Source organism: Acinetobacter sp. AOR43_HL (assembly GCF_027854635.1).
In the GTDB taxonomy this organism is placed as follows: Bacteria; Pseudomonadota; Gammaproteobacteria; order Pseudomonadales; family Moraxellaceae; genus Acinetobacter; species Acinetobacter pittii.
The window spans coordinates 145,176-167,664 of record NZ_JAKTHX010000008.1 but is presented as its reverse complement, the minus strand read 5'-3'; the positions used below and the strand labels follow the sequence as shown (position 1 = coordinate 167,664).

Annotated in this window: 23 protein-coding genes and 1 other RNA gene; 12 read left to right on the top strand and 12 right to left on the bottom strand. The window is 38.7% G+C overall.

The annotated features are described in order from the left end of the window. Nucleotides 1–8 precede the first annotated feature (8 nt). From MKL33_RS05070 to MKL33_RS05055, 4 genes are all read right to left on the bottom strand, one after another. The gene (locus tag MKL33_RS05070) at nucleotides 9–1,241 is read right to left on the bottom strand and encodes an FAD-dependent monooxygenase (protein ID WP_270906596.1); all 1,233 of its coding nucleotides are present in this window, start codon (nucleotides 1,239–1,241) and stop codon (nucleotides 9–11) included. Further along, complete coding sequence (ubiH, locus tag MKL33_RS05065; RefSeq protein ID WP_270906595.1) at nucleotides 1,238–2,446, bottom strand: 2-octaprenyl-6-methoxyphenyl hydroxylase; 1,209 nt, start codon at nucleotides 2,444–2,446, stop codon at nucleotides 1,238–1,240. Before ubiH ends, MKL33_RS05070 begins: the two co-directional genes overlap by 4 nt. Nucleotides 2,447–2,477: 31 nt before the next feature. Then, entirely contained in the window at nucleotides 2,478–3,800 is a 1,323-nt protein-coding gene (pepP, locus tag MKL33_RS05060; RefSeq protein ID WP_270906594.1) for a Xaa-Pro aminopeptidase, read from the bottom strand. A 67-nt stretch (nucleotides 3,801–3,867) separates the two neighbouring features. Beyond that, nucleotides 3,868–4,497 (bottom strand): UPF0149 family protein, encoded by a 630-nt coding sequence (locus tag MKL33_RS05055; RefSeq protein WP_005802891.1) that lies wholly within the window; start codon nucleotides 4,495–4,497, stop codon nucleotides 3,868–3,870. A gap of 64 nt (nucleotides 4,498–4,561) precedes the next feature. Between MKL33_RS05055 and MKL33_RS05050 the strand changes: the two genes are divergently transcribed. From MKL33_RS05050 to ssrS, 3 genes are all read left to right on the top strand, one after another. Then, nucleotides 4,562–5,122: a hypothetical protein gene (locus MKL33_RS05050; protein WP_002117619.1), complete on the top strand. Its 561-nt coding sequence runs from the start codon at nucleotides 4,562–4,564 to the stop codon at nucleotides 5,120–5,122. After that, nucleotides 5,119–5,403, top strand: a complete 285-nt coding sequence (locus tag MKL33_RS05045; RefSeq protein WP_005070547.1) for a cell division protein ZapA — start codon at nucleotides 5,119–5,121, stop codon at nucleotides 5,401–5,403. Before MKL33_RS05050 ends, MKL33_RS05045 begins: the two co-directional genes overlap by 4 nt. A 191-nt stretch (nucleotides 5,404–5,594) precedes the next feature. Then, nucleotides 5,595–5,779, top strand: a non-coding RNA gene (gene ssrS, locus MKL33_RS05040) — 6S RNA. Nucleotides 5,780–5,920: 141 nt separating this feature from the next. Here ssrS and MKL33_RS05035 read toward each other — a convergent pair. From MKL33_RS05035 to MKL33_RS05025, 3 genes are all read right to left on the bottom strand, one after another. Continuing rightward, nucleotides 5,921–6,241: a hypothetical protein gene (locus MKL33_RS05035; RefSeq protein ID WP_270906593.1), complete on the bottom strand. Its 321-nt coding sequence runs from the start codon at nucleotides 6,239–6,241 to the stop codon at nucleotides 5,921–5,923. A 93-nt stretch (nucleotides 6,242–6,334) separates the two neighbouring features. After that, on the bottom strand, nucleotides 6,335–6,448 hold the full coding sequence (locus tag MKL33_RS05030) for a hypothetical protein (protein ID WP_002117788.1): 114 nt from the start codon (nucleotides 6,446–6,448) through the stop codon (nucleotides 6,335–6,337). 112 nt (nucleotides 6,449–6,560) lie between these two features. Continuing rightward, nucleotides 6,561–6,905, bottom strand: a complete 345-nt coding sequence (locus MKL33_RS05025; protein ID WP_017387158.1) for a hypothetical protein — start codon at nucleotides 6,903–6,905, stop codon at nucleotides 6,561–6,563. 240 nt (nucleotides 6,906–7,145) lie between these two features. On the opposite strand from MKL33_RS05025, the gene MKL33_RS05020 reads away from it, so the two are divergent. From MKL33_RS05020 to MKL33_RS05000, 5 genes are all read left to right on the top strand, one after another. Beyond that, nucleotides 7,146–7,730: a 5-formyltetrahydrofolate cyclo-ligase gene (locus MKL33_RS05020; RefSeq protein ID WP_213069737.1), complete on the top strand. Its 585-nt coding sequence runs from the start codon at nucleotides 7,146–7,148 to the stop codon at nucleotides 7,728–7,730. 461 nt (nucleotides 7,731–8,191) lie between these two features. After that, the gene (gene lon, locus MKL33_RS05015) at nucleotides 8,192–10,621 is read left to right on the top strand and encodes an endopeptidase La (protein ID WP_002117591.1); all 2,430 of its coding nucleotides are present in this window, start codon (nucleotides 8,192–8,194) and stop codon (nucleotides 10,619–10,621) included. Nucleotides 10,622–10,924: 303 nt separating this feature from the next. Further along, complete coding sequence (gene rlmH, locus MKL33_RS05010; protein WP_161281829.1) at nucleotides 10,925–11,404, top strand: 23S rRNA (pseudouridine(1915)-N(3))-methyltransferase RlmH; 480 nt, start codon at nucleotides 10,925–10,927, stop codon at nucleotides 11,402–11,404. Between the two features lie 112 nt (nucleotides 11,405–11,516). Further along, nucleotides 11,517–12,293: a DODA-type extradiol aromatic ring-opening family dioxygenase gene (locus MKL33_RS05005; RefSeq protein ID WP_005075524.1), complete on the top strand. Its 777-nt coding sequence runs from the start codon at nucleotides 11,517–11,519 to the stop codon at nucleotides 12,291–12,293. A gap of 168 nt (nucleotides 12,294–12,461) precedes the next feature. Next, nucleotides 12,462–13,571, top strand: a complete 1,110-nt coding sequence (locus tag MKL33_RS05000) for an META and DUF4377 domain-containing protein (protein WP_270906592.1) — start codon at nucleotides 12,462–12,464, stop codon at nucleotides 13,569–13,571. A gap of 53 nt (nucleotides 13,572–13,624) precedes the next feature. Here MKL33_RS05000 and gdhA read toward each other — a convergent pair whose 3' ends face one another. Next, on the bottom strand, nucleotides 13,625–15,028 hold the full coding sequence (gdhA, locus tag MKL33_RS04995) for an NADP-specific glutamate dehydrogenase (RefSeq protein WP_005075518.1): 1,404 nt from the start codon (nucleotides 15,026–15,028) through the stop codon (nucleotides 13,625–13,627). A 272-nt stretch (nucleotides 15,029–15,300) separates the two neighbouring features. On the opposite strand from gdhA, the gene MKL33_RS04990 reads away from it, so the two are divergent. Further along, entirely contained in the window at nucleotides 15,301–16,092 is a 792-nt protein-coding gene (locus tag MKL33_RS04990) for an RnfABCDGE type electron transport complex subunit B (RefSeq protein ID WP_270906591.1), read from the top strand. Further along, nucleotides 16,093–16,782: an endonuclease III gene (gene nth / locus MKL33_RS04985; RefSeq protein ID WP_069030951.1), complete on the top strand. Its 690-nt coding sequence runs from the start codon at nucleotides 16,093–16,095 to the stop codon at nucleotides 16,780–16,782. 37 nt (nucleotides 16,783–16,819) lie between these two features. Here nth and MKL33_RS04980 read toward each other — a convergent pair whose 3' ends face one another. The 4 genes from MKL33_RS04980 to MKL33_RS04965 form a co-directional block, all read right to left on the bottom strand. Continuing rightward, nucleotides 16,820–16,957 (bottom strand): hypothetical protein, encoded by a 138-nt coding sequence (locus tag MKL33_RS04980; RefSeq protein WP_002117672.1) that lies wholly within the window; start codon nucleotides 16,955–16,957, stop codon nucleotides 16,820–16,822. 71 nt (nucleotides 16,958–17,028) lie between these two features. Further along, complete coding sequence (gene adk, locus MKL33_RS04975) at nucleotides 17,029–17,682, bottom strand: adenylate kinase (protein WP_002117671.1); 654 nt, start codon at nucleotides 17,680–17,682, stop codon at nucleotides 17,029–17,031. An 86-nt stretch (nucleotides 17,683–17,768) separates the two neighbouring features. Further along, a complete protein-coding gene (locus MKL33_RS04970; RefSeq protein WP_005070566.1) occupies nucleotides 17,769–19,082 on the bottom strand; it encodes a membrane protein in 1,314 nt (437 codons plus the stop codon). A gap of 61 nt (nucleotides 19,083–19,143) precedes the next feature. Then, nucleotides 19,144–19,662 (bottom strand): hypothetical protein, encoded by a 519-nt coding sequence (locus tag MKL33_RS04965; RefSeq protein WP_002117557.1) that lies wholly within the window; start codon nucleotides 19,660–19,662, stop codon nucleotides 19,144–19,146. Between the two features lie 235 nt (nucleotides 19,663–19,897). Between MKL33_RS04965 and mrdA the strand changes: the two genes are divergently transcribed. Continuing rightward, entirely contained in the window at nucleotides 19,898–21,916 is a 2,019-nt protein-coding gene (gene mrdA, locus MKL33_RS04960; RefSeq protein WP_270906590.1) for a penicillin-binding protein 2, read from the top strand. Further along, nucleotides 21,916–22,467 carry a 16S rRNA (guanine(966)-N(2))-methyltransferase RsmD gene (gene rsmD / locus MKL33_RS04955; RefSeq protein WP_270906589.1) on the top strand — a complete coding sequence of 184 codons (552 nt, stop codon included), beginning with the start codon at nucleotides 21,916–21,918 and terminating at the stop codon, nucleotides 22,465–22,467. The genes mrdA and rsmD overlap by 1 nt, the downstream gene beginning before the upstream one ends. The last annotated feature ends 22 nt before the right edge of the window (nucleotides 22,468–22,489 follow it).

Genomic DNA, 22,489 nt, shown 5'->3' with positions numbered 1-22,489 from the left:
TAATTATTTTAACGACTATACTGGGTGTTTTGTAAAGACCCTAAACCGTTTGCTTGTTGCATAAAACGCTCTTTTAAGAAGGAAATTTGTTCAACTTGCTTGAGTCCCACATTCCGAGCCCAGATAAATGGAAATAGCTCACTACTTTCCAACCAACCAATTGCCGACATGCTATGCATCATTGCATCATTTTGGCCTTTACGGCGATGCTCATAACGCAACAATGTCTGTTCATTTGCCCATACGCCACGCGCTAAATCATGTAGTAATGCATCACAGAGTACAGCCGCATCTAAACAACCAATATTTACCCCTTGTCCAGCAAGTGGATGAATCACATGTGCAGCATCCCCAATTAAAGCTAAACCAGCTTTCACATACTGTTTTGCGGCGCGCGCTTTGAGCGGGAATTGGGCTCTTGAACGTACATCTAACACTTCACCCATCATATGTTGGCTTTCACGAGTTAAAAGCTGCATAAATTCATGATCGGTTAAAGCAGAATATTCATCGGCATAATCATCAGGTAGTGTCCAGACAATTGACTGCCAGTAGCCATTTTCACTTTCTTCAAGACAAGCCATCGGTAAATAGGCTAAAGGCCCTGTAGGTAAGAAAATTTGCCGAGCAACATGATTGTGGGGTTTAGATGTTTTAATAGCACAACTAATCGCTGCTTGCTTGTAATCTAAGACATCTAGGTCAATAAAGGCCTGTTCTCGTACAAATGAATTGGCACCATCTGCACCAATCAGCAGTTTTGTTTTAAGTGTCGTACCATCTGCCAATTGAATATGCCAACAACCAACACCCTGCTCAATGCGAGTCACACGAACTTGAGTACGATAGTCTGTTAACTGCTCAAGCATTTTTTGTTGAATAGCAATATTCAACACACTTGGCTCAACCATAGAACCCAAGGTCTGTTCTGGCATTGGTCTTTGTACGGACTCGTGACCAAAATTAATTTCACCATAGCCATTCAGGTTCCACACCTGCATGCCTGTATAAGACATTTGACGTGCTAGATCATCCCAAACATTCACAGTTTTAAGTAAATGAATGGTCGCTTGGCTCAGTGCTAAAACACGTGGGTTCATCACACTTAGTGTTTTTTCAACATCCAGTACAGGAGCAGCGTCAAGCACAGTAGGCTGTACACCACCTTGTGCAAGTAATAAAGCTGTTAAACCACCAACCAACCCACCACCAACAATGACAACATCTAGTACTTCACTCATGCTTTTAACCCCATTGCATAGTTCGCTACCAGTGGTTTAACACCCGGAATGACATCAAATGCAATTAATCCCGTATTACGAATTAATTTTAATAATGGATTTTGGTTACTAAAACCACGAACCACGGTGTCACAGAACTTAATTACTCGCTGTTGATCTGACAAACGGGCTTGTTCATAGGCCAGTAAATTATCTGGGTTACCGATATCGTCAGAAGCAGTTAGCTGATTCACTAAATAACGCACTAAAACATCCGCATCACGTAGACATAGGTTAAAACCCTGTCCTGCAACAGGATGGATTGTATGCGCCGCATTACCCATTAAAATAACGCGTCCAACCGCTTGTTTATGCGCAAGTACTTGTGAAAGTGGATAGCTAAAACGTTTACCCGTTTTTTCAAATTTACCCGCTCGGTCACCATAGGTTTGTTGTAAAGCACTTAAGAAATGCTGGTCATTTTCATCGCCTATCCATTCATTTTCGGTGCCCTTTTTAACAGGCCATACCACTGAGCGGCGGTACTCACCGGGTAAAGGTAATAAAGCTAAAGGACCCAATGCACTGAAACGCTCAAAACCTACATGCTCATGTGGCTTGGATGTCTGAACCGTAGTCACAATTGCAACCTGATCATAGTCGTGAACATCAACATCTACCCCAATTGCCTGACGACAAAAAGAATCACGTCCATCTGCGGCAATTAATAGCTTTGACTCAAGTTTTAAAACTTCATCACCACGCTTGGCCTCAATATGTACTTGCTCAGCATCTTGAGTTAAAGCAGTCACTTGAACGCCATCAATCAGCTCAATCAAAGGCTGCTGACGTACTTGATTCAATAAAACACGACCCAACCAAGCATTTTCAATCACCTGCCCAAAGCTTTCGACTTTTTCTTGTTCTGCAATTAATCGTGCCTTACCAAAACTACCTTGTTCAGTAATGTGAACTTGTAGAATTGGAGTCGCGTGCTGCTGTAATGCATCCCATAACCCCAGCTTCTGATAAATCTGGACGCTACGACGCGATAAAGCCGTATTACGCGCATCGAAACTGGAATGATAAGGGGCAACATTTTGATCATCATAGTTTGGGTATTTCACAGCTTCTAACAGCTTTACTGCAATATTAGCCTTCGCCAGCATGAGTGAAAGGCTAAGTCCAACCATTCCCCCACCTACAATAATCACTTGTTGTTGCATCGAGTTGCGCTCCTTTGGCGAATACGTTTAATTATGATTTAGCTTGCGCCATTAAATGTTCAATATCTACAATATTTTTAACTACATCAGCAGTTAAAACTCGTGGACCTTTTGATGTTGCGACCACATCATCTTCAATACGAATACCAATACCACGCCATTTTTTATCTACAGTTTCATCGTCTGGTGCAATGTATAGGCCGGGTTCAACGGTAACGACCATACCTTCTTCATATTGACGCCAGTCTTCACCTTTTTTGTAAGACCCGACATCATGTACATCCATTCCTAACCAATGGCCTGTACCATGCATATAAAATTGACGGTATGCTTCGGTTTCGATAAGTTCGTTAACATCACCTTTGAGTAAGCCTAAAGCAACCAAGCCTTCAGTTAAAATTTTAACGGCTACTTCGTGAGGCTCACGGTACGAATTGCCAATGCGTACTGCATCAATCGCTGCATATTGAGAAGCCAATACAACTTCATATAATGCTTTTTGTTCAGCACTAAACTTACCATTGACCGGAAAAGTACGGGTAATATCTGAGGCATAGAACTCATATTCGCATGCCGCATCAATTAAGACTAAATCACCGTCTTTAAGAGGTTGGTTATTTTCAACATAGTGCAAAATACAGGCATTAGCCCCACCACCAACAATACTGTTATAAGATGGGACACAGCCGTTTTGCCCAAATATATAATTGAGCTCGGCTTCAAGCGCATATTCCATCATACCTGGCCGCACCATCTGCATCGCACGAGTATGTGCCTGAGCACTAATTTTTGAAGCAGTTTGCATCAGCTCAAGTTCTTGTGGTGACTTGATTAAACGCATTTCATCGACAATACGGTCGAGCTGTACCAGTTGAGCTGGAGCACCTTGATGTCGATGCTCAGCATCTGCTTTTTTAATCCACTGGCTCACTCGTGCATCAAACGCAGCATTTTGCCCAATCCGATAATAAAGGCGTTCTTTATTTAATAACTTTTCAATAATTTCTTCATCAAGCAGATCAATTGCATAGGCTTCATCTGCATCATAGTCTTCGATTGCACCGTCAATTCCGGCACGGTAACCATTCCAGATTTCCATCTCGCGGTTACGTTCACGGCAAAAAAGACTATAGCTATAGTCACTTACATCCTCAAAAGTTTCAATAACTGCAACTGCTTCAGGCTCAGCAAAGCCCGTCAAATAGAAAAAACTACTATCGGCACGGAATTTATAATCCGCATCACGATTACGGTACATCTCCTCACGCGTTGCAATAATTGCAATACTGTTAGGACCCATTTTTTCTGCTAAACGGTCTCTACGATGTTGAAAATCAGCTTGAGGCAATTTCATAATGATCTACTTGATTTAGAATTTTAAAGTCAAAAAATAAAATACAACCAATAACACATCGCCTCAATTAGCTTGGACGATGTGGTGTGAACATTTCTACAATATTCTGATCTGTACCTAGAGCCGCAGTTTTACTTTTTGCATGAAAGTTTTTCAATAATGAACTTTCAGCTACAGTGATTTTTTTTCTGCCAATAGACAAGCTCACAGGGATTAAGCGTACAAATTCATACAATTCTTCGTAACTGCTTTCGCCTTCCTCATCATTGTCAGAATCTTCAAATTCTACTGCAGCAACATCTTGAAGGTGTTCAATCAATTCGCGCTCATCACCACGAACATGACCCGATGCCAAACCAAAGCCTAACACAACACCAGCACACCAATCAGATAATGCTTGCACACGCTCTTGAAGTAAATGTTCATCATCTGGAAGCATTGGTAAATAATCTAATTCATCTTCAGATAAAGCATGAACCACATCTTCTGCTTCGTCAGTCAAAAGCGCTAAAGCATCTTCACTTAACTCTGGCACATTAAGGGTTGTTAAAATTTGTGACCATTCTTCGCGCGTAGGCGCTTCTGTCACACAAACAATACCTGTTAACAGACCATGTAACTCACTAGGGCTTGAAATTTCTTCAATTCCTTCAAAATGAGCGTTCCAATCTGTCCAGCCTGAAATATCGTCTTGCATTCGTTTATCCAATCTCTATACTTTGTATATATTACCTTTGATTGCAATTCTGTGCGACCTCGTTATGTTAGAACAATTACAGCGGCTACAAGCGCATATTAGCGTTTTAAAAACACGCTTACATCATTTAGAGAGTGAACATGCGGCACTCTCAGAAGCTAAAGAACTGGCTGAAACAGAGCATCACGCACAAGTTGTGCAAAAAAATAGTATTATCACTAAAAAACAAGAGGAAATTGAGTCGGTAACTGAGCAACTTTCTCAGTTAAAAGGTCAATTTCAACAATTGAATCAAGATGCTAACACACTTGCCGAACGTTATAGCCGATTAGAAAAAAGTACGACTGATTTAAAAAATCGTTTTCAAGAAATTCTTGCAGAACGAAATGAATTACGTGTTGCAAAAGAGAAGTTACAAGCCCACCAGCGTCAAACCCAACAAGAGCTGCATGATTTACAACAAGATCGTGACCGTTTGTTACAAAAAAATGAGCTTGCCAAATCAAAAGTTGAAGCCATTATTCAGCGTTTAGGAATTTTAGGCACTGCTCAAGATCAACATGCTCAAGAAATCCAGCAACTTGCACATCCTAATGCTGAAACTGGTGAGGAGATCCAATCATGAGTGAACAAGTCATGGTAGAGCTTAGGCTGATTGAGCAGACTTTTAGACTCGCGACTACCTCAGATAAAAAAGATGAACTTGAACGCGCTGCACAACTTCTCAATGAGAAATTTAATGACATGCGCCGTAGTGCCCCACGTGTTGAGCACAACAAACTAGTCATTATGGTCGCTCTACAGTTAACTCAAGAAGTGCTGAGTCTTAATAAATCTTTGCAGGAATACACTCACTGTGAACGTCTACTTCAAACGATTTTAGAAGATGTGGAACAGGTTATTTAACAGCTTTGATTACCACAAAATGCCTTGCTCTATAAATCATAGATGCAAGGCTTTTTTATTTTTGACTATCAACTACAGTTGAATATCGTTTTATCTACTTTCAATGTACAAAGCTTCATCAAACGCAAACTAAGTTTACAGTTCCCTAGGCTCAAGTGATTGCCAACATAGTCAGATCGGTTATACTTAAGCTATCTCTGGGATGTTCGCCAGCGGGTCTATTCCCCTGCCGATACTTAAACTTATGGATTGCGTTCTGTATATTTAGAGTGTATGCCTACCTTCGAGTAGGAAACCCAGCAAGTATACGTCGCGTCCACCTTGAACTCATCGGGTTCAGGGTAACGACACATGCAGCGGCATCTTCGGAGCATTTATTTTTAATTAAATAATAAAATTCCAGAAATTTATTTCAATTAGCCTTTCAATACAGACCTGTCGGTACGATCTTTTTCTCAAGCATTCAATAATGCATAACATTATTATTTTAGAGATGAATAAGTCTCTGCATTCAAAATTACTTTTCTTTTCTACTCAGGCATTCTTGATACCAAGCTATTTGAAAATCTTCTATCGCTTTTCTTTTAAAGAAGCTGGTCTTGAATACTTTGGTTGAGTAAGCAGAAGTAATTAAATCTTGATAAAGTTTTTTTGCCTTTGGATCTTCAAGACTATTCGCTATATGCTGCAAGTCTTCAGATGGGACTTTTTGTTGACGCGCTTCCATGACAGTATAAGAAACTTTCTTTACCACATTACAAATTTCGGGGTCATTTACACTTTCATCGGCATAACAGCCAAAAGCTAAAAAACTAAGAAAAAATAATTTAAATTTCATATACCTACCTTATTTTTATAGCTTTGAATTAATTACAGAATTTTATTATTAATAAAGAAATAGGAAATTGATCCCTATTTCTTTTAAAGGTTTTTATGCTGGATTAATCACATAAAAATAAATAATTAGACCTACTAAAACGGTTGAAGCGATCGTTAAGTATGTACCAACTGTATTAAAACTCTGTAAGAACTTTAAGATTTCCATATCTAAATCCCCTAAACTTTCACTTATAAAGATAGAAGAAAATTTATCACAACCCAATAATGCCAATCAATTCACATTTATCGGATTTTTTGAGATTGAAATCAAAACAAACTTATTGAGTGCATCTAATCGCAAAAGCATCCTTATAGTAGTCCGTTGCACTTTTCAAATCTGATAATAATTTCTCTTCGGTATAAGGTTTAGGCGAAATTTTTATTAAGGCAGGCATATATTGGGTCTTATAAACTTCTGGATAGTCATGACATAAGATTTTGACTTTAATTTCTTGCGGTGTATTCGGGTTATCTAGTTGATCTAAAAACTCTCCTATTTTACGATCTGATTCTTCAAATTGAGCTTTATAATCAACTTCCGCCGCTTCAGGTTCGGCTTGTTTCGTACATCCACCAAGTAGCAGACCAGCACTTATTGTAATGGTTAAAATTTTCAACTTCATACGCTTAACAATTCTGCATTAATCTTTTAAATATACTTAACCTTATTAAATGTAAAGAAATACTGACAATACGTAAAGAAATAGAATTTTTAATAGTTAAACACAATAGATCAGATCAATTTATGACTTTTGGTCTAACGAATTTAAGTTATTTTCGAATTACCCTTCTATTTCCATAAAACTGTCGAAAAATAGGTATAATTTTGCACGACTGATCTTTAATCTTAGTTAGATTTATACATGAATGAACTCAGCTTTATTAGAAAAAATTTAAGATCTAAAAGACGTTCTTTAAGTTCATTTGAGCAAAAACAAGCTCAGCTTAATGTTCTTCATCATTTAAATACCCTGCCTATTTTTCATTCTTCCCAAAAAATTGGTTTATATTTGCATGCCTTTGGAGAAGTTCACACAGAGCTTCTCATAGAATTATGTTTTCAAAAAAATAAACAAGTTTATTTACCTATGATTTGTTCTATGAACCAGCGTTTGGTCTGGGTAAAAATATCTAAAAACCAATATATAAACCGACGTTTTTCACATCATCCATTGGGTATGAAAGAACCCATGGCAACAAGAGGAAAACATGTTTCAAAACTTGATTTACTATTAATGCCACTTTTAGCTTGTGATCAATACGGTACGCGTATTGGTATGGGAGGCGGCTATTATGACCGTACCTTGGCTAATGCAAAACACAAACCTTACCGTTTAGGGTTAGCTCACCCATTTCAATTTATCGAACATACTTTAAAACGTCAGAGTTGGGATCAGCCATTAGATGCTTTACTCACACCTCAACGTGTTTATTATTTTAAAAGATAATATTTATATAAAAACTAATAAAATTTAGTCATATAAAACCAGTTTTTTACTTTTATGTCTTTCAAAATCATAAAAGTAACCACCCTAAGGATGGTTACTTTTACGTGACAGACCGTTTCACCAACTTAAATTAGCACCTCTATTAGGCACCAAACATTGAATAAGTTGTGAATTATTGTTAACCATATAATGTCTATAAATCGCCCGCAAAATGATTACTTTCTATTCATAAACATTTTTTGTGATATGGATATTTATAATTATTAAGCTAAATTACTTAGCATTAATACAAAATTTTATTCTTCTTAAGAATTAATCTCTTGATTCATAACATTTTTAAAAAAAAGTTGACTAAATTAGTCCTTTTTTCCACATTTTCTCTAGTGAAGCCCTTGTAATTTTTAAAATACACATCACTATAAAAAACATGGCAACCTCGTTGTCACTCATTAGGAGTGCCCATGTCTGAACTTATTATGAATGAAAAAACTGACTTAGAGCCTCAGGTTCCAAGTGTATTACCACTTTTAGCGTTGCGTGATGTTGTGGTTTACCCACACATGCAAATTGCGTTATTCGTGGGTCGTGAAAAATCGATCAATGCAGTTGATGTGGCTCGTAACAGTGACAATTTAGTATTTGTAGTTGCGCAAAAAGATTCGCTTACAGAAGAAATTGATCACGATAACCTTTATCAGTACGGAACTGTCGCTAAGATTGTTCAAGTCGTAAATCATGAGAATGATGAAAACTGTATTAAAGTACTTATTGAAGGTTTACATCGCTCTAAACTTGAAAAGATTATCGATGAAGATAGCCATTTGACTGCTGAACACAGCTTAAGTCCAATGACAATTAACGTAGATAAAGCTACTCAAGAAACTCGTTTGCAAGAGTTGCGTACTTTATTTGCTCAATATGCTGAAGCAAAATTACGTAATGCACGCGAACTCGTTGCTGCGGCTAATAAAATTGAAGACTTGCTACAACTCATGTTCTTCGTAGCAACACGTGTGCCTCTAAATATTGAAATTAAACAGAAGTTTTTAGAGCACGATGAGTTTGAAGCACATTTGCAAGAGCTTATGAGCTACTTGGTAAATCAATCTGCTGAACAGCAAATTGAACAAACTTTGCATGACAGCGTAAAACGCCAAATGGAAAAAAACCAACGTGAATACTTTCTAAATGAAAAAATGAAAGTCATTCAACGTGAACTTTCTGACATGAATGGCGGTGCTGAAGATGACGTTGCTGAAATAGAGAAACGTCTTGCTGAAGCTGATTTACCTGAACACGTACGTAAAAAAGCTGAAGCTGAGTTCCGTAAGCTTAAAGCAATGCAACCAGCCTCTAGCGAAGCTGCTGTTGTACGTAACTATCTAGAAGTAATTTTAGATACGCCGTGGAATAAAGCTAGCAAAGTGAGTATCAACCTTGCGAAAGCACAGGAAATTCTCGATACAGATCACTACGGTTTAGATGACGTAAAAGACCGTATTGTTGAATACTTAGCTGTTCAGTCGCGTGTTAAAAAGCTTAAAGGTCCGATTCTATGTTTAGTAGGCCCTCCTGGTGTAGGTAAAACTTCACTTGGTGAGTCTGTCGCGAAAGCAACAGGTCGTGAATTTGTTCGTATGGCACTTGGTGGTGTACGTGACGAAGCTGAAATTCGTGGTCACCGTCGTACTTATATTGGTGCGATGCCAGGTAAAATTGTGCAATCTTTAACAAAAGTTGGCGTGAAGAACCCATTGTTCTTACTCGACGAAATTGACAAGATGGCGCAAGACTACCGTGGCGATCCTGCTTCTGCATTGCTTGAAGTATTAGATCCATCACAAAACAGTAAGTTCAACGATCACTATTTAGATCTTGATCTTGACCTATCTGAAGTGATGTTCATCTGTACTGCAAACAGTATGAATATTCCAGAAGCCTTGCTTGACCGTATGGAAGTTATTCGTCTACCGGGTTATACCGAAGATGAGAAAGTTAACATTGCTGAACGTTACCTTGTTCCAAAAGCAATTAAGAACAATGGTCTACGTCCAAAAGAGTTAACAATTCATGAAGAAGCGATTCGTGACATTGTTCAACGTTATACGCGTGAAGCCGGTGTACGTAGTTTAGAACGTGAAGTGTCTAAAATTGCGCGTAAAGTGGTAAAAGAAGCAGTAAGTAAAAAGTCTAAAAACTTACAACTTGATGTGACTTCTGCCAATCTTCCAGAATACTTAGGTCCACACAAGTTTGACTTTGGTATCGCAGAAGATGAAGCACAAGTAGGACGCGTAAATGGTCTAGCTTGGACATCTGTAGGTGGTGAGTTACTTACCATTGAAGTTGCAGCTGTCAAAGGTAAAGGTAAATTCATTACGACTGGTTCACTCGGTGACGTAATGAAAGAATCTATTACTACAGCAATGACTTTAGTGCGTACACGTGCCGATGAATTAGGTATTGAAGCTTCTCGTTTTGAAGAAACTGATGTACACGTTCATTTACCTGAAGGTGCAACACCAAAAGATGGTCCATCTGCTGGTTTAGCATTAACAACTGCGCTTGTATCAGCATTTACAGGTATTGCAATTCGTCCTGATATTGCAATGACCGGTGAAACAAGCTTAGGTGGTCGTGCAATGCGTATTGGTGGCTTAAAAGAAAAACTTCTTGCAGCACACCGTGGTGGAATCAAGCTTGTCTTTATTCCTCAAGATAACGTTCGTGACTTAGCAGAAATTCCTGCGAATGTTAAAGAAGGTTTGGAAATCAAAGCTGTGAAAAGTATTGATGACATCTTACCTTTAGCATTAGTTTCGATGCCAAAGCCTTTACCTAAAACACCGATTGTAAAACCGGTGGAAGGCTCAAAAGCAGCACGTCATTAATTAAAAATATAAAAAAGAGAGCTTCGGCTCTCTTTTTTTTGTTACACAATTTGATTGAAAAATATCCAACCATCCTCATAATAGGTAATAAGAGTATTTAAATAAATGAGTACTCTTAACTATCTAATTCTTAGATAGCCTTGTTTTTATTCTCTATGATCATCTGAACTCCAGACAGATGATCATTTGATCGCAGTCCAACACTGTTTTTTGGACTGCGTTTTTTATGCCAGCTTTTTAGATCGTCAGATACTTTCATTCATCAGGTATAATGCGCCAGCTGTATTTGAATGAATAGATAACATGAAAATTCGTATTCTGACCATTGGTCAAAAAATGCCTGCTTGGGTTCTTACTGGTTTTGAAGATTATTTCAAACGCATCCAACCTTTTGTTCAAACCCAAGTTATTGAACTACCTATGGCCAAACGTGGTAAAAATGATTCAGAAGCGGATATTGTAAAGTATTGCCAAATTGAAGGCGAAAGTATTTTAAATGCTTTAAAACCCAATGAAACCTTAATTGCTCTTGAAGTTGGTGGTCGGGAACTAAGTACAGAAAAATTAGCTGATACAATGAAACAATGGATGCTTGAGGGTAATGATGTAGCACTTGCGATTGGTGGTCCAGATGGTTTGTCAGATCAGGTACGTAAAGCTGCCGCTTGGCATTGGTCACTTTCAAAACTTACGATGCCCCATCCGTTGGTACGTGTTTTATTAATCGAGCAACTATATCGGGCCATGAGTATTAATCACAATCATCCCTATCACCGTGCATAAAAGGAACAAACGTTTCATTTTAAGAACAATCCGTTGAAATCTGGATACTTTTATCATGTTCTGATTTTGGCATAATACCTATTATTCTGCTTTTCAAATCAGGTGTAATGAAATGGAACTACAAACGCTTCCTGGACTGTTTATTTCTCATGGCTCGCCCATGCTTGCACTTGATCCGGAACAAGTGGGACCTGCTCTACATCGCTTAGGTACAAATCTTCCTATACCTAAGGCAATCATTGTGATGTCTGCGCACTGGGAAAGTAAAGCACTTGAAGTAAGTATTTCGACTCGTCCTGAAACGTGGCATGACTTCCGTGGATTTCCTAAAGAGTTATATGAAATTCGCTACAGTGCGCCTGGCGAACCAGCATTAGCAGAAGAAATCTTAAAATTATTGGCAGATGCTCACTTTGTTGCACATGCCAATAGTACCCGTCCTCGTGATCATGGCGTATGGATGCCTTTATTGCATATGTACCCAGATGCAGACATTCCTGTAGTCGAAATTTCTTTGCCATCAAATTTAAGTGCACAAGAAATTTATCGTATAGGACAAACACTCGCCCCTTTACGTGATAAACAAATCTTACTCATTGGTTCAGGAAGTATTACTCATAATCTTGCAGAGTTATCTTGGCAAGGAGACAACTCTAAAGTTCCTGAATGGGCTTCAACTTTTAGAAATACTGTCGTTAATAAGCTTTCCCATCAAGATTATGATGGAGTTTTAGACTGGCAATCACTGCCGTTTGTGAAACGTAACCACCCTACGCTTGAACATTTTGCACCTTTGTTTTTTGCTATGGGTACAGGCAATCGCTTTACGATTGTTCATAGTAGCTTCACAATGGGTTCATTAGGAATGGACATCTATCGTTTTGATTAATTATTAAGAAATACCCCGTTTTGCGGGGTATACCATTATTTTTGTTGAAAATTAGAATAATTTACAAACTTATACATTTTAAAAACCGAAACAATCAAATGTTTACATTTTCTTTTTTTAAGAATGTTTTAAGCTTATTACTGTTGTTTTTTTACTTGAAGTTTTTAAATGAAAATTAAATATTTAATTCTTGCGTTATTACCTTTTTCTTTGATGGCGTGTCAAACAGTTACTAATACTCCTGCTCCAATTGTTTCTGAGCAACAACAAAACCTTGCAACCACTTTAGGTGAATATGCATGGACTTATCAAAATGTAAAAGCTTCTAAACCACTTATTCTTAACTTTAATGCAGATGGTAAATTAGCCATTAATACGGGCTGTAATGGCCAAGGCGGTACTTGGAAAGTTGAAGGCAACCAACTTGTTACTTCTAATCTTGTTTCAACGATGATGGCTTGCCAAGATGATTTAATGAAACAAGAACAACTTTCTACTAGCATCTTTAATGAAGCAAAATTACCAATTGAAATTAGCAACACTAATGGTCAGGCGATTTTAACGGTGACAGATAAAACTGGTCAAAAACACATTTTCCAAGGTCAAAAAGCAGTTAATACTCAAGCTTTAACAGACTACTCTTGGTCATATCAGCCTGAAAATACTAAAAAACCAATCGTTCTTAACTTTACAAATGATCGTTTATCTATCGCAACAGGTTGTAACCGCCAAGGCACAACTTGGAAAGTTGAAAACAACACCATCGTAACAGCTGACGTAATGTCGACGATGATGGCGTGTGAACCTGCTTTAATGAAACAGGAACAGTTCTCTAGCAGCCTCTTCCAAAAACGTGCAATTCCATTTGAACTCAATACTACAAATGTTGATCAACCAACATTGACAGTATCTGATGCTCAAGGCCAGAAATATACTTTCACTGGTAAAATGACACCTGAAGCAAAATATCAATCTGAAGGAAAAACTGTTTTCCTTGAAGTAGCTCCGGAAACTAAATCTTGTACTGGTGTTGCGCCACAAACTTGTATGCAAGTTCGTGAAATTAAATATGACGAGAAAGGCGTTAAAACTTACGCTGACAAAAACTGGTCATTATATTACGGTCAAATCGAAGGTTTTGAACACAAACCAGACCAACCCGTAATTTTGCGTGTAAAACGTTTTGAAGTGAAAAACCCGGCTGCAGACCAATCTAGTCAAGCAGATGTATTAGATATGGTTGTAGAACAAGAGTTAGTTAAAAAACCTAAAAAATAAGTTTTTAGACTAAAAAAATCCGATGTTTATGCATCGGATTTTTTATTTCTATCTTAGAAAATACCTTGAGCAAGCATTGCATCAGCAACTTTTACAAAACCTGCAATATTGGCACCGTCTACATAGTTCACAGTACCGTCTTCTTTAGTACCATATCTTACACAGTTGGCATGAATGTCTTTCATGATTGCATGTAAGCGTTCATCGACCTCAGCATGGGTCCAGCCTAAACGAATTGCATTTTGAGACATTTCTAAACCAGAAGTTGCCACACCACCCGCATTAGATGCTTTACCTGGCGCATACAAAATTTTAGCTTCAATAAAATGTTCAACTGCTTCAAGTGTAGATGGCATATTAGCGCCTTCAGCTACACAAATGACACCGTTAGAAATAAGTTTTTTAGCGTCTTCACCTGTTAATTCATTTTGTGTAGCACATGGCAAAGCAATATCAACAGGAATATGCCAAGGTGTTTTTCCTTCAAAGTATTCAAAACCATGTTTAGAAGCAAACTCGGAAATACGACCACGTTTAACGTTTTTCAGTTCCATTACTTCAGCAAGTAACTCATCTGTAAAACCATTTTTTAAATAAACTGTGCCGTTTGAGTCCGACAAGGTAACAACTTTTGCTCCTAAGAACATCGCCTTTTCTGCTGCATATTGTGCGACGTTACCAGAACCTGAAACAGAAACAGTTTTACCAGCAAAAGATTGTCCACGGGCTTTAAGCATTTCTTCTGCAAAATAAACCGTACCATAACCAGTGGCTTCAGGACGCATCAAGCTACCACCAAATGAAATTCCCTTACCGGTAAAGACACAAGCGGTGTCGTTACTCAGCTTTTTCATCATGCCTGCCATATAACCGACTTCACGCGCACCCACACCAATGTCACCCGCAGGAATATCCGTATTTGGTCCTAAATGGCGATAAAGCTCAATCATTAATGCCTGACAGAATCGCATAATTTCAGCATCAGATTTACCTTTAGGATCAAAATCTGAACCACCTTTCCCACCACCCATTGGTAAAGTAGTAAGTGAGTTTTTAAAAGTTTGCTCAAAACCTAAAAATTTTAAAATTGATAGATTGACCGATGGATGGAAACGCATTCCACCTTTGAATGGACCAATTGCTGAATTGTATTGAACGCGGAAAGCACGGTTAACTTGGGTCTGACCTTGATCATCCATCCATGAAACACGGAATTGAATCACACGCTCTGGTTCAACCAAACGTTCTAGCAATCCCTGCTCTGCATATTCCGGATTTTTTTCAATAAATGGCCACAAACTCGTCATAACTTCTTCGACAGCTTGTAAGAACTCAGGTTGATGCGGATCACGCGCTTGCACGTAATTCAGGAATTCATTCAGGTTGTTGTATTTCAATGCACGGTCCTCAGCATAGTAATGAATTAAATTGGTGCAATACATTTTTAAATGCATCATTTAGCAGCAAAATATTAAATCCCTTTCCATCAATTTTAACAATACTTATTTTAAATTATTTTATTTATCTTAATTATCAAAAACTTATTTTTAGAAAAACTACTTAAAAATAAGAAATATTCATTAATCTTTTCATTTTTATTGATCTATTATTGTGCAATATTAGCTACATTTTAGGTCAATCAAAAAGCCAATAAATTCGTTAAAATCCATTGACCTTACTTAGGTTTTTCTTCATTATCGCATCGTTTTAACCAAGCTATTTGCCCACTATGAATTCATCTATTTCTCTCATACGCGAGATCGATGCGTTATTACCACAGACTCAGTGTGGTTTATGTGGACATCGTGATGGATGTCTACCCTACGCAAAGTCGATTGCTGAAGGTGAAGAAGCGAATAAATGCGTTCCAGGTGGTCAGCCTGTAGCCGATGCACTCGCAAATCTATTAAATCGTTCTGTGTTAACCGCTGAAACTAGCGTATGGCCTGTACAGGCCGATGGGCGCCCTCAGCGAATGAAAGCGATTATTCGAGAAGATGAATGTATTGGTTGCACCAAATGTATTAGTGCTTGCCCTGTAGATGCTATTATTGGAAGTGGTAAGCTCATGCATACCATCTTGACTGACTTATGTACAGGTTGTGAGTTATGTATTCCACCTTGTCCGGTAGATTGCATTGATTTGGTCGAAGATACGCAAGTATTACCAAATGAGCAACAGCGTATCGCTGAACAAAATGATTTAAGACAACGTTATTACGCTCACATTCAGCGCGAAGAAAAACGTCGTACTCACCGTAAAGGACCTGTAGTACGCGCTGAAATTGATACCCAACTGTTTGCCCAGTTCTCTCAGGCACTTGATGAAGTACCTTCAATTCAGCTCATCGAGAAACCCAAAGAAGTTGTGTCAACTGATGCAAAAACTACAATTGAGTTAGCGAAAATTCGTACGCAAATTAAAAAGTTGGAAAAACAGCTCAGTGTACGTGAAGATACTAAAAAACGTCTTCAACTTGAAGAACTTCAACAGCAACTCATGCAATTACAGGAGGTCTGAATGGCCGTCAAGAATATGACGAAAAAGCAGATTCAAATTTTCTTTGAACGCCTTCGCGAACAACGACCTTCACCTCAAACCGAGTTAAAATATTCATCTCCATTTGAGCTACTTATTGCAGTTATGTTGTCAGCTCAAGCGACCGATGTAAGTGTTAATAAAGCAACTGATAAACTCTACCCTATGGCGAATACAGCCGAGAAAATCTATAACTTGGGCGTAGATGGGTTAAAGGAATATATCAAGACAATTGGTCTCTATAACGCAAAAGCCGAAAATGTCATTAAGACCTGTAAGATTTTAATGGAACAATTTAACGGCGAAGTTCCAAGCAACAGAAAAGATTTAGAAGCTTTACCGGGTGTCGGGCGTAAAACAGCTAACGTGGTTTTAAATACGGCTTTCGGACAACCAACTATGGCTGTCGATACCCATATTTTCCGAGTAGGAAATCGAACTGGCTTAGCCGTAGGTAAAAATGTACTTGAAGTTGAGCACCGCTTAATTAAAGTCATTCCTAAAGAATTTATTTTAGATTCACATCACTGGCTCATATTACACGGTCGTTATTGTTGTATCGCCCGTAAACCTAAATGTGCAGAATGTGTTGTTGCAGATGTCTGTAACTGGCCTGATCGCTTTGAATTTGGCGCACAAAAGCAAATTGCCATTAAAAATATTGAAGCTTAAAAATATGGTTGGGTATAGGGATCATACCCAATCAAACTTACTTTAGACGTTTTTTTTCATTACGCTCTTCTTTTGCTTGTTTTTGAACCTGTCTTAGCATTTTGTAGCTTTGAAAAGCCAAAAATATTACTAGTGCCAGACTCAGCAATACCACCAAAATCAATATGATTTTCATATTGTTCTCCTGCACCTAATGAAAGAAATGAGCCCTCACAAAGAGGGCTCATTATCACAAACAATATTAAATTATTTGTCTAAGATGTTGAACAAATCTTTTTGTACATCTTCAATTGTACGCAAGCCATCAAGCTTGTCATAAGTTGGAGCATTTTCACCAGAAGCAGCACGGCCTTGGTAGAAACCAACCAATTGCTCTGTTTCAGTGTGATAAGACGCTAAACGCTTACGGATTGTTTCTTCTTGGTCATCTGGACGTTGAACAAGATCTTCACCAGTTTCATCATCTTTACCTTCCACTTTAGGTGGATTGTATACAGTGTGATAAACACGGCCAGAAGCTGGATGCTGACGACGACCAGAAAGACGTTTTACGATTTCTTCATCAGGAACATCAATTTCAATCACGTGATCGATGCTAATCCCTTCTTTTTCCAAAGCTTCAGCTTGTGGAATAGTACGTGGGAAACCATCGAAAATGCAGCCATTTGCACAGTCAGGTTGAGCAATACGTTCTTTTACTAAACCGATAATAAGTTCATCTGAAACCAAACCACCAGATTCCATTACACTTTTAGCTTTTAGACCTAATTCAGTACCTTCACGAATCGCAGCACGGAGCATATCACCGGTTGAAATTTGTGGGACATTGTAGCGCTTACAGATCAACTGAGCCTGAGTCCCTTTGCCTGCTCCAGGTGGTCCGAGTAAAATAATGCGCATAAAAAACATCCTCATTTAAAACAATGAATATGAAGTCCGGCAGAAAAAGTCTCGTTAATCTTCAATAGATTCTGCCTGACATCGAATTATAAGAAAGCCACAAACAAATGTATTGTACCAGCAATAAATCCGGTTACCCCACCTAGTACAATAAGAATCCACTCATCCTCCTGAAATGCAGGACGTAATAAATTCTGAAATTCTTTTGGTGTTAGTTCACGAATACGCTCTTTAAACATTTGAAAAATCTTCTGTGCCCGGCTTGCGTTCAGTGCTGGGTCACATACGGGTCCCATCGTAATTTCAATTGAACGATCAATCAAGTCCGTCTTTAATCTTGCGTACTCTCTTGGCCCTAAAGAAAGCTGTAAAGAGGTGCGAACTAACGGGGTTTCCATGATTTCGTTAATATGACGCTTAACAATGCGGCGCGTTTTATCTTTACGCGGCCCGTACATCATTTCGGTCATAATCGATTTTAACGTGATCAAATCTTCTGTGACTACGCTCGAAAACACATCAGAGACTTCCTCTTGACGCTTCATAAAAGCGCCTTGGACATTATAGGTCCCAATTCGAAGAACTGGTACAATCCATGGAAACTTACGATCTTTTGTTAATCTAAAAATCTGTGGATAACGAATATAATGCGGCTCAATTGGGTTAAATACCATCCAGATTGCGATCCAGTTAGTTAAAAAGCCCCAAATTGCAGCCCAAAATGGTACTGTCCAGTGCCATGGTACTACAAACCAAACCACCATTTGGAAAATACCAAAGAACATCCCAATCAGTGCACTAATATGCCAAATAAAGTTAATTTCTTTTTGACCCACCTTTAAGAACATACGTACCATTAAACGGCGATCACCTTCCATCTGGCTCACGACCATTTCACGCATGTTAACCAGTGACTCTACATTCATGGTCAGCTCAGTCACTAATTCTTTTAGCACACCCGGCAATTGCTTATGTGCTTGAGCATAAATACGGCGTTTAATTGAATAAGGTAGATTTTCCCAAAGCACAGCATTACGATCGATCATTACTTCATCAATAAGATGTTCAAGTTCAAAACCGACTTGTTCACCAATAATACGGGCCATATCTTCAGGATCCATTGCTTCTAAAAATTCACGCAATGAGCCTAATTTAGATAAAGTGTTATCGGTAATAATTCCAGAGATACGTCCTGCTTTACGTGGCACGATACCTTGCCAACCTACTGGCAATGGACCTAAATGGAATCCCCAAAATTTAATTGGGTAAAATACCATTTTTAAAGCCATCCACACATGTGCCCATGTGACAAAAGCCGTTACGGGAATAATACTCAAAACGGCCCAAAAATCAGGTCTGTGTAAAAAGGTCTGCCACAATCCACTGACGTACTCTAACATGTAAGACTCTCGTATTTATTTGTGCTCTGCTTATGGCGAGTTAACGATAAACTGCTTTGTTTTATAAACCAAAACTTAGAGAATAAGAAAATTGAATTTGTGGTTTAGTATCTGCAGCAACATTTCCGTTCTGGTCAGTTAATTTTTCAGCTGCACCGATACCCACACTAAAAGTGCTAATTCTTTCTGAATTTAACCACACATAGGCCAAATCAACACCCGCACCTAAACGGGATTTAAAATCACCATCGACCTCTTTACTATCAAGATGACCAGCATAGAAACCGATATAGTAACCATTTTTGTCTGTGCCAGTAAGATAATAAGGGTATCGGAAGCCAACTTGACCACCAGCGGTTTTGTCACCATTCAAAAATGCGCCGGCTTTGGCATAGGCAATACCATATGGATTTACCCACTCACCGTTAAGATGTAATAATTTTTGAGTAACTCCGGCACCCACATTCCAAGTAGATGCATTATGTCCTGCTAATTTTGCTTCTGGAAGAAACGAGTAGTCTTGAGCATGGGCCCAACTACTTACTGTCAAAACTGCAAGTAAGGGATAAATTTTTCTCATTATTTTCTCCATTTTCCCTAATCGTATGGTGAGAACAACCCTATTCTATTGAATGAGAGACTTTAACAGAATTATTTTGCTTCTTATATACAAGTATCTACAATTTTGTTGTCTACAAAGTCAAAAAGTATCTTATTAAAATGCAATGAAACTTTGAAAATTATGCAATATTTTAAGTGCTCTTGCGTTAGAATAAGCAGCTATTTTTCTACCCTATGTCATTAAGTCGATCCTTATGAAACAGCACTTTCCTTTAAAAGATATCCAGCAAGAAAAGCGCATTTATCGAGGTCGTATCTTTTTTGCCGTAGGGATCGTGATCATCTGCTTATTAGTCTTAATTAGCCGATACGCTTATCTACAAATTTTTCACTACGACGAATTCTCGACTGCATCTGACAAAAACCGAATTCGCTTGCAGCCGCTTCCGCCTGCTCGTGGCTATATCTATGACAGAAACGGTGTATTACTAGCAGATAACTATCCTGTTTTTACAGCAACTTTAAGTAAAACAGATGTAGAAGATGTTGATAGTGTCATTGAGCAATTACAACCTATTTTAGATTTAACACAAGAAGATATTGACCGTTTTAAAAGCCGTATAAAAACTGCCCGTAAAACTGAACGCGTCGCGATTAAACTTAATCTAACTGAAGCTAATATTGCTAAATTTAGTGAAGCCAAATATAAGTTTCCAGGTGTAAGAATCGAGACACAAATGACTCGCTATTATCCACACGGTGAGTTATTTGCTCATGTGATTGGCTATGTCGGGCGTATCAACGATAAAGAATTAAAAAGTATTGATAAAGACTTATATGCTGGGACCAACCTAATTGGAAAAATTGGTGTTGAGAAAAGCTATGAAGACCTACTACATGGGACACCCGGTTACGAATCTGTTGAAGCAGATGCACATAGTAATGTATTGCGTCATTTAGGTCGTAAAGACCCTACTCGCGGTAATGACCTCTATTTATCTTTAGATTACGGTTTACAAGTTGTCGCTTCTCAGCAGCTCGCAGGTCGTCGTGGAGCTATTGTCGCTATTGATCCTCGTACAGGTGAAATTCTAGCTTTAGTGTCTAGCCCAAGTTTTAACCCTAATTTGTTTGTGACAGGCATTAGTCATACTGACTACAGTTCACTACGTGACAATTTAGACCAACCTCTTTATAACCGTGCTGTGCAGGGTGTATATCCCCCTGGTTCTACCATTAAACCAATGGAAGCAATGGGTGGCCTACACTACGGTATTGTAGACTGGTCAACGGCAATTTCTGACCCTGGTTATTTCCATCTACCAGGTGATTCACATAAGTTCCGTGACTGGAAAAAATCTGGTCATGGCATCGTGAACATGCATAAAGCCATCATTATGTCATGTGATACCTATTTTTATATTCTTGCCCATCAAATGGGTATTGATCAAATGAACCAATGGATGCGCCAATTTGGATTTGGTCAAAAAACAGGTGTCGATTTACCAAGTGAAAGTGAAGGCCTTTATCCAAGTCCTGAATGGAAAATGCGTACGCGTAAAGCGAAATGGATGAAGGGTGAAACTATTTCTGTCAGTATTGGTCAAGGCGCGTTTACAGCCACTCCATTACAGCTTGCGATGGCAACAGCAATTACGGCAAATCATGGTTCTCATGTAACGCCTCATGTTTTACGCGCAACGCATGGTGCAAAACCATTTACAGTACGTAATGCGCCTGATGGCAAAATCAAATTCAACGGCACGGATGAAGACTGGATTCAAATGCGTGATGCCATGATTGATGTAATTCAATCAGGTACTGGCCGCGGTATTCGCACTCCCCTCTACCAAATTGCAGGGAAAACAGGTACAGCACAGGTTAAGAGTATTGCACAGGGTAAACGCTATAACGAAGCAGCCTTGAGTGAACGTCAACTTGACCATGGTTTATTCGTTGGATTTGCCCCTGCTGAAAAACCTGAAATTGCGATTGCAGTCATTTGGGAAAATGGTCGTCATGGTGGTTCAGCTGCTCAACTTGCAAGACCTGTCTTTGATTACTGGCTATTAACTCGTAAGAAAAACCCGATTCGTCCAGCAAATCACCAAGTCAATGGCGGGTTAATGACAGCAGGTATTAAACCAGGTGAACTTCCAAGCGGCGGTGAAAGTTCTGGTCCAGCATCGGCTACAGCTACCACCAACAAACCAGCAGCCTCAACACCGCAAGCTGCTCCTGCTCGTCCTGCTACCAATGAGGCCGATGAATAATGAAAAATCAATTACGTATAATTGGCGGCGAATGGAAAAGACGAGTACTGACTTTCGCTAGCATTGATGGCTTACGCCCAACCCCAGATAGAGTACGCGAAACTCTATTTAACTGGCTCATGTGGGATATTCAAAATGCTCAAGTTCTCGACATCTGTACAGGCTCTGGTGCATTAGGTTTTGAGGCTCTGTCACGTGGTGCTGCATCTGTTTATATGATTGAGCCTGACAAAACTCAGGCACGATTTTTAAAAGATAATATTGAACTATTAAAAGCCCAAAATTGTCACCTAATTAATGCCACTGCTCAACAAGCTCTACCCCGCTTAAAAGAACAGTTCGATGTGGTTTTTTTAGATCCACCTTATAGCCTTGATTTATGGCATGAACTATCGAACTTGGCCGAGCCTCATATTAAAAAAAATGGATACATTTATGTTGAAGCTGACCGAGATTTATCTCAGCTTCACCTTCCAGCAACATGGCAAAAAGTTAAAACCACTAAAGCGGGTACAGTCCACGCGGGGCTTTACCAGAAAGTAAACGAATAAAAAAGGTAGCTTAAAGCTACCT